The organism is Kitasatospora sp. NPDC038210, assembly GCF_055600605.1.
Map to the genome: position 1 here is coordinate 119913 of NZ_JBVJYK010000019.1, position 7244 is coordinate 127156.

At 72.9% G+C, this 7244-nt stretch carries 6 protein-coding genes; 4 read left to right on the plus strand and 2 right to left on the minus strand.

Annotated features, from left to right (window positions below):
* Positions 1 to 165 precede the first annotated feature (165 nt).
* The 3 genes from ACZ7KX_RS31540 to ACZ7KX_RS31550 all read left to right on the plus strand — a co-directional run bounded on the left by ACZ7KX_RS31540 (position 166) and on the right by ACZ7KX_RS31550 (position 4779).
* Positions 166 to 1626 carry an NCS2 family permease gene (locus ACZ7KX_RS31540; protein ID WP_470329429.1) on the plus strand — a complete coding sequence of 487 codons (1461 nt, stop codon included), beginning with the start codon at positions 166 to 168 and terminating at the stop codon, positions 1624 to 1626.
* A 256-nt stretch (positions 1627 to 1882) separates the two neighbouring features.
* On the plus strand, positions 1883 to 2806 hold the full coding sequence (locus tag ACZ7KX_RS31545; protein ID WP_396549420.1) for a DUF4231 domain-containing protein: 924 nt from the start codon (positions 1883 to 1885) through the stop codon (positions 2804 to 2806).
* A gap of 260 nt (positions 2807 to 3066) precedes the next feature.
* On the plus strand, positions 3067 to 4779 hold the full coding sequence (locus ACZ7KX_RS31550; RefSeq protein ID WP_470329430.1) for a hydrogenase maturation protein: 1713 nt from the start codon (positions 3067 to 3069) through the stop codon (positions 4777 to 4779).
* Between the two features lie 81 nt (positions 4780 to 4860).
* Here the strand turns inward: ACZ7KX_RS31550 and ACZ7KX_RS31555 are convergent, their stop codons facing one another.
* Positions 4861 to 5691 (minus strand): MHYT domain-containing protein, encoded by an 831-nt coding sequence (locus ACZ7KX_RS31555; RefSeq protein ID WP_470329431.1) that lies wholly within the window; start codon positions 5689 to 5691, stop codon positions 4861 to 4863.
* Positions 5692 to 5997: 306 nt separating this feature from the next.
* A complete protein-coding gene (locus ACZ7KX_RS31560) occupies positions 5998 to 6447 on the minus strand; it encodes a VOC family protein (protein WP_470329432.1) in 450 nt (149 codons plus the stop codon).
* Positions 6448 to 6572: 125 nt separating this feature from the next.
* Between ACZ7KX_RS31560 and ACZ7KX_RS31565 the strand changes: the two genes are divergently transcribed.
* On the plus strand, positions 6573 to 7007 hold the full coding sequence (locus ACZ7KX_RS31565) for a MarR family winged helix-turn-helix transcriptional regulator (RefSeq protein WP_030235202.1): 435 nt from the start codon (positions 6573 to 6575) through the stop codon (positions 7005 to 7007).
* Positions 7008 to 7244 lie beyond the last annotated feature (237 nt).

The following is a 7244-nucleotide window of genomic DNA, read 5'->3' on the forward strand; positions in this document are numbered from 1 at the left end:
GCGGGCCCGGCTGCGCCCTGCCCGCGCTCTACGCGCGCCCCACTCGCGCTCTACGCGCGAAGATAGCGCGTGTGCGACCTGGAAACCATACTTAAAGGTCTCAGCCCGGCCACCGTCGCCCCGGGCGTCGACCCCCTCCTCAGCTCCCCCACAGAGGACGCACGCATGCCTGTGGTCCAGCCGACCACCGAGTCGCCCGAACCCGCCGACGCCGCGCCCCAGCCCCCCACCGGCGCGGTCGACCGCTACTTCCGGATCAGCGAGCGCGGCTCCACCCTGCCGCGCGAGATCCGCGGTGGTGTCGCCACCTTCTTCACCATGGCGTACATCCTGGTGCTCAACCCGATCATCCTGGCCAGCGCCACGGACGTGACCGGGGCCCACCTGGACAGCGCCCAGCTGGTCACCGCCACCGCCCTCACCGCGGGTCTCACCACCCTGCTGATGGGCGTGATCGGCAACGTCCCGATCGGCCTGGCGGCTGGCCTCGGCGTCAACACCATCGTGGCGCTCCAGCTGGCCCCGAAGATGACCTGGCCGGACGCCATGGGCATGGTCGTGCTGGCCGGCTTCGCGATCATGCTGCTGGTCGCCACCGGTCTGCGCGAGCGGGTCATGAACGCCGTCCCGCTCGGCCTGCGCAAGGCCATCGCGATCGGCATCGGCCTGTTCATCAGCCTGGTCGGCCTGGTCGACTCCGGCTTCGTCAGCCGCGTCCCGGACGCCGCGCACACCACCGTCCCGCTGCAGCTCGGGGGCAACGGGCACCTGCTCGGCTTCCCGGTGCTGGTCTTCGTCGTCGGCCTGCTGCTCACCCTGATCCTGGTGATCCGCAAGGTGCCCGGCGCGATCCTGATCAGCATCGCGGCCTCCACCGTGCTCGCCCTGGTGATCGACGAGGTGGCCGACGTCCCGGCGATGAAGTGGGGCCTCACCGTCCCGACCTGGCCGGGCAACCCGGTCGCCGCCCCGGACTTCGGGCTGGTCGGCAAGGTGAGCCTGTTCGGCGGCTTCGAGAAGGTCGGCGTGCTGACCGGCGTGCTGTTCGTCTTCACCGTGCTGATGTCGTGCTTCTTCGACGCGATGGGCACCATCCTCGGCGTCGCCGACGAGGCCCACCTGCTGGACGAGAAGGGCGACCTGCCCGGCATCAACCGGATCCTCATGGTCGACGGCATCGCCACCGCGGCCGGCGGCGCCGCCTCCGCCTCCGCCAACACCTGCTTCGTCGAGTCCACCGCCGGCGTCGGCGAGGGCGCCCGCACCGGCTTCGCCTCGATCGTCACCGGTCTGCTCTTCGTGGTGGCGCTCTTCCTCACCCCGCTCGCCACCATGGTCCCCGCCCAGGCCGCCACCCCGGCGCTGGTCACCGTCGGCTTCCTGATCCTGGCCAACTCGGTCAAGGAGATCGACTGGGCCGACTACACGATCGCGATCCCGGCCTTCCTGACCATGGTCATGATGCCGTTCACCTACAGCATCACCAACGGCATCGGCTTCGGCTTCATCACCTTCTGCATCCTGCGCCTGGCCGTCGGCCGCGGCCGCAGCGTGCCGGCCCCGCTGTACGCGGTGGCGGCGGTGTTCGCCTTCTACTACCTGATGCCGGCCTTCGGCCTGCTCTGACGCCGACCGGCCCGCGCGGCCCCGCACCCACCCGGGTGCGGGGCCGCGTCCGTTCCGGGGGCGGGTCCCGTCCGTTCCGCGGGCGGGCGGTATCGGTTCCGCGGACGGGCGGTATCGGTTCCGCGGGCGGGGTCGGTGCGCGCGACCCGGAGGTCGGGTATCGGCCGACTGCCGGAAGGTGTCAAAAAGGCGCCCGTGTAGCCCAGTTGGCGGTGGGAATACTGGCTGGACGGAGAAGGGGGAGGGGACTCGACCGATGGTGCAACAGGATCCGCCCGGGGGTGTCGAGGCGCAGCTGCTGCCGGAGCTGTTCCGGACGGCGGACAAGGCCTCGCTGGACGGCCAGCGCGAGACGCTGCGCTGGTACCGCGGCCTGATCGCCATGCTGGTGATCGCCGCGATGATCGGGTCGTTCCCCGGCCCGGACCACGAGGGCGACTTCGACGTCTGGCCGCTGTTCTCGGTGGCCGCCTTCCTGGTGGCCGGCTACTTCTGGTCCCGGCTGCGCCGCAGCAACCCGCAGGGGCGCTGGTACGAGGCCAGGGCGGCGGCCGAGTCGGTCAAGACGCTGGCCTGGAAGTACACCGTCCGGGCCCGCCCGTTCGACGGCGAGGCGGAGTCCGCGGACGTGGACCGCGGGTACCTGCTGCAGGTCGAGGACGTGCTGCGGGCCTTCGAGGACCCGGAGATCGTGCCGCCCGACACCGTCGCCGAGATCACCCCGGAGATGCGGCGGCTGCGCGCCGAGAGCCTGACCGCCCGGCGCACGTTCTACCTGCGCACCCGGGTCGAGGGGCAGCGCACCTGGTACCGCTCCCGGGCCGAGGCCTGCGACTCGCAGGCGGTCTCCTGGGGGCTCGGCATCGCGGTGCTGATCATCCTCGGTGCGGCCGCCGCCATCGCCCAGGCCACCGGCGCGCTGCAGGTGCACGTCTTCGGAGCGAGCTCGGCAGCGGCCGCGGCGATCATCGCCTGGACGCAGCTCAAGCAGCTCCGCCCGCTCGCCGCCGCGTACCAGCTGGCCGCGCGCGAGCTGGAGAACGTCGGCAACCAGCTCTCGGACCTGGACGTCCGGGCGCCGGACGCCGAGGCGCGCTGGGCGCGGCTGGCCGCCGAGGCGGAGGACGCGGTCTCCCGCGAGCACACCACCTGGCGGGCCCGCCGGGCGTTCCCGAAGTAGGCCGGGCGCGGGCCGGGCCCCGCCGGGCGCAGGCGCGGGCCGGGCCCGCGGTGGACCCGGCGGTGCCCTGCCCGGCGGGGTGCGCGCCAGTCCAACTCGGAGAAGGGACTGGGGAGATACCGCGAAGCGCGGGCCACGCAGGGGCCACAGGTGTGCGGGGTGCGTGAGGGTAGAGCGCCGAGGTACGGACCGTAATCGTTACGTGTCCATGCCCTGGTTTCATCGCCTCCGCGCGACCCCTGTACCGCCGGAGGCCCCCCTTGCGCATTCTCCTGATCGCCAGTGCGTTCAACAGCCTGACCCAGCGCGTCCACACCGAGCTGCGCGAGCGCGGCCACCAGGTCGCCGTCCAACTCGCGCTCGGCGACGAGCAGATGCGGGAGGGGGTGGCCCGGACCGATCCCGAGCTGATCCTGTGCCCGATGCTGACCAAGGCCGTCCCGCAGGACATCTGGTCCACCCGGACCGTCCTGATCGTGCACCCGGGGCCCACCGGCGACCGCGGCCCCTCCTCGCTGGACTGGGCGATCACCGAGGGCGCGGAGCGCTGGGGCGTCACCGTGCTGCAGGCCGTCGAGGAGATGGACGCCGGTGACATCTGGGCGTCCGTCGACTTCCCCGTCCCCGACTGCGGCAAGAGCGAGCTGTACCGCGGCGAGCTCGCCGACGCCGCCGTGGAGGCCGTCCTGCTGGCCGTCCAGCGCTACGAGGGCGGGCTGTTCACCCCCGAACCGCTGGACTACGGCCGGCCCGACGTGCACGGCGAGCTGCGGCCCCTCCTGCGGCAGGAGGCGCGCCGGATCGACTGGGAGCAGGACGACACCGCCACCGTGCTGCGCAAGCTGCGCGCCGCCGACTCCCAGCCCGGGGTGCTGGACGAGCTGTACGGCCGCGAGTTCTTCCTGCACGGCGGCCACCCCGAGGACGAGCTGCGCGGCCCGGTGCCCGGCGCCGTGCTGGCCACCCGGGACGGCGCGATCTGCCGGGCCACCGTGGACGGCGCGGTGTGGATCCCGCAGCTGCGCCCGCGCCGCACCCCCGGCGGGCCCGTCACCTTCAAGCTGCCGGCCACGACGGTGCTCGCCGACGAGCTGTACCGGGTCCGCGAGGTGCCGGTGAGCCCGGCGGCGGCGGCCCGCCGCGACACCTGGTCGGAGCTGCGCTACCGCGAGGAGGGCGAGGTCGGCCACCTCGAATTCGCCTTCCCTGGCGGGGCGATGAGCACCGAGCAGTGCCGCCGGCTGCTGGCCGCCTACCGGGAGGCGGCCGACCGGCCCACCTCGGTGCTGGTGCTCGGCGCGCCCCGGGACTTCTACTCCAACGGGATCCAGCTCAACGTCATCCAGGGCGCGGCCTTCCCGGCGCTGGAGTCCTGGGAGAACATCAACGCGATGGACGACCTCGTCGAGGCCGTCCTCACCACCACCGACAAGGTCACCGTCGCGGCCCTCGCCGGGAACGCGGCGGCCGGCGGGCTGATGATGGCGCTCGCCGCGGACGAGGTGTGGTGCCGCGACTCGGCGGTGCTCAACCCGCACTACCGCCTGATGGGCCTGTACGGCTCCGAGTACTGGACGTACACCCTGCCGAACCGGGTCGGCGCCGAGCAGGCCGAGCGGCTCACCGCCGAGGCGCTGCCGCTCGGGGCCGAGCACGCCCGCCGGATCGGCCTGGTGGACCGTACGGCCGGCGGGGACGCGGCGGGCTTCCGTCGCTGGGTGGCCCGGGAGGCGGCCCGGATCGCCGCCTCGCCCGAGCTCACCGGGCGGTTGGTGGACAAGAAGCGCCGGCGCGCCGCCGACGAGGACACCAAGCCGCTCGCCGAGTACCGGGCCGAGGAGCTGCGGCGGATGCACGCCAACTTCTACCGGGCCGGCGAGCCGTACCACCGGCTGCGGCAGGACTTCGTGCACAAGGTCTGCCCGGTGGCGACCCCGGAGCACGTGGCGGGGCTGCTGGGGCGGCCGGAGTAGCCGGTCCGGCGTCGTGCCCGTACGACGACGCCCGGCCGGGGTGGGCCCCGGCCGGGCGTCCGTTCGTGATCCCGCCCGCGCTCAGCGCCGGACGCCGGCCCCGGCGGGCCGCTGCTGCGGGACGCGGGGGGCCCGGGGCGCCCGCGGCGGCAGCGGGGCGGCCGGGCCGGCCAGCAGGGGCTGCGAGGTGGGGCGGCTCGGGGAGACGGCGAAGGCCAGCGAGCCGAAGAACACGTAGCAGCCGAGCCCGACCCCGAGCGGGAAGATGAACTGCAGCGCCATCACGCCGTCCTGGGTGGAGTGCGAGAAGTCCACCTGGACCGACAGCGCCGCCATGCCCGTGTAGTGCATCGCGCAGACCGCCACGCCCATCACCGGCGCCGCCGCCAGCACGGCGAGCGTGCCCCGGATGTTCAGGGCGGCCCAGAGCGCGGCCGTCGCCGCGACCACGGCGATGGCGACCGAGAGCGCCACCGTCCGGTGGTCGTAGCCGAGCCGGCCGGGCAGGACCATCGCGGCCATGCCCAGGTAGTGCATCGCGGCGACCCCGAGGCCGGTGGTCAGCCCGCCGACCAGCAGCGCCAGCGCTGGCCGCCGGCGCCAGTACCCGACGGTGAAGAGGCCGACGCCGACCACGAGGACGGCGACCAGCAGGCTGAGCACGGTCAGTCCGGGCTGGTAGCTGATCTCGACGCCGGTCACCGAGAAGCCGAGCATCGCGATGAAGTGCATGGACCAGATCCCGGCGCCGAGCGAGGTCGACGCGAAGAGCAGCCAGACGGCCCGGGTGCGGCCCTTCGAGACGAGCGCCCAGCGGGCGCTGCGCAGGGCCACGAAGGCCCCGAGGCAGGCGACGAAGTACGAGACCGCCGGTGTCACCCAGCCGTGGTCGGCATGGTGGATCTCACCCAATTGAGCTCCCTGGACGAGGGGTTGAGGGCGCCAGGGTCGGGGCGGACGCGGTCGGCCGGGGCGGCCGGGAAGGGCGCGCGGAAACCGGCACGGGGACGGCACGGGAACGGGGAAACGGGGTCCGCCGGGGGGAGACCTGGCGTGTGGTGCCCCTGACAACGGGGGACAGTAGCCACTGCCGGGCGCTCGCACAACGTTCGTGCTTTTCGTGAAATCCCAGGTCAGGATGGACCTTTACGGCGCCTGCATGATCTTGGCACCAACCCCTGACACCGCCTGCGCACGCTCCCCGGACCCGTTCGTGCCTTACTCCAAGGGCGCTAGCCCGAACGGGTGGCCGGCCGGGTCGATCAGCACCTTGAGGGTGCGCCCGTGCTGGTACGCGGGCTGGGTCGCCCCCAGTGCGAGCGCCTTCGCCGTGGACTCCTCCAGGTCGTCCACGTAGAAGTCCAGGTGGAAGTGCTTGCTCCCGTCCGGCTCCGTCCACGGCTCGGGCCGGTACCCCTGCACCCGCCCGAAGCCCAGCGGGCTGCCGCCCTCCGGGTTGTCCAGGATCGCGAAGTGCTCGTCCACGTGCCGCGTCTCCCAGCCCAGCAGCTCGCCGTAGAACGACGCCAGCGCGACCGGGTCGGCGCAGTCGATGGTGACCATGGCGAGCCGGGCGAACCCGGTGTCGCCCGGTGCGCCCTGCTCGGCCGGCGCGGACGGCGTGGCCTGCGAGGACGGCGCGGACTGCTCGGAGACGAGGTCGGACATGACTGGTCGGCCCTTCTGGGAGTCGAGACCTGAGGCCCATGACCAATATGTCACCGGGCCGATGCTCCGGCGCGGCGGCGGGAACCCGATTTTCTTTAGCGAGGGTAATGACGTAGTCTAAAGAGATGCCCGAGATGTCCGAGCAGGACCTCGCAGCGATCAGTCAGCTGCGGTCGTCCACGATGCGCCTCTCCCGACGACTCAAACACCAGCGGGTGGAGGAGTCGCTGAGTCCCACCGAGATGGGAGTGCTGGGCACCCTCGCCCGGTGCGGGAAGGCGACGCCGGGTGAGCTCGCCCGGAAGGAGCACGTGCAGCCTCCTTCGATGACCAGGATCGTCGCGATGCTGGAGGAGAAGGGGCTGGTGCGGCGGGAGCCGCACCCCGAGGACCGCCGACAGGTGGTCGTCAGCAGCACCGAGCAGGCCGAGACGATCCTCGCGGAGAGTCGTCGGCGCCGAAACGTCTGGCTCGCCGAGCTCGCCCAAGGGCTCGACGAGGAGGAGTGGGCCGTCCTCCGGGAGGCCGCGCCCGTGCTCTACAAGCTCGCCCACCTGTAGCTCGAACACCTCAAGGCACACCGAACCCGGCTCGCCGGCCGGGAGGAGAAGGAGCCCGCATCACCGCAGGACCGACCACCGACACCAGGAGCGCGACGGCCACCGCCATGGCCGTCGCGCCGCGAGGGGAGACCACAGTGACACCGCCGGCCGCAGCCAGCGCCGCCGCCATCCGTACCGACGACCCGACCACCGATCCCTCCGCGGCGAGCGCCGCGGCCGCCGACGCCCAGGCAC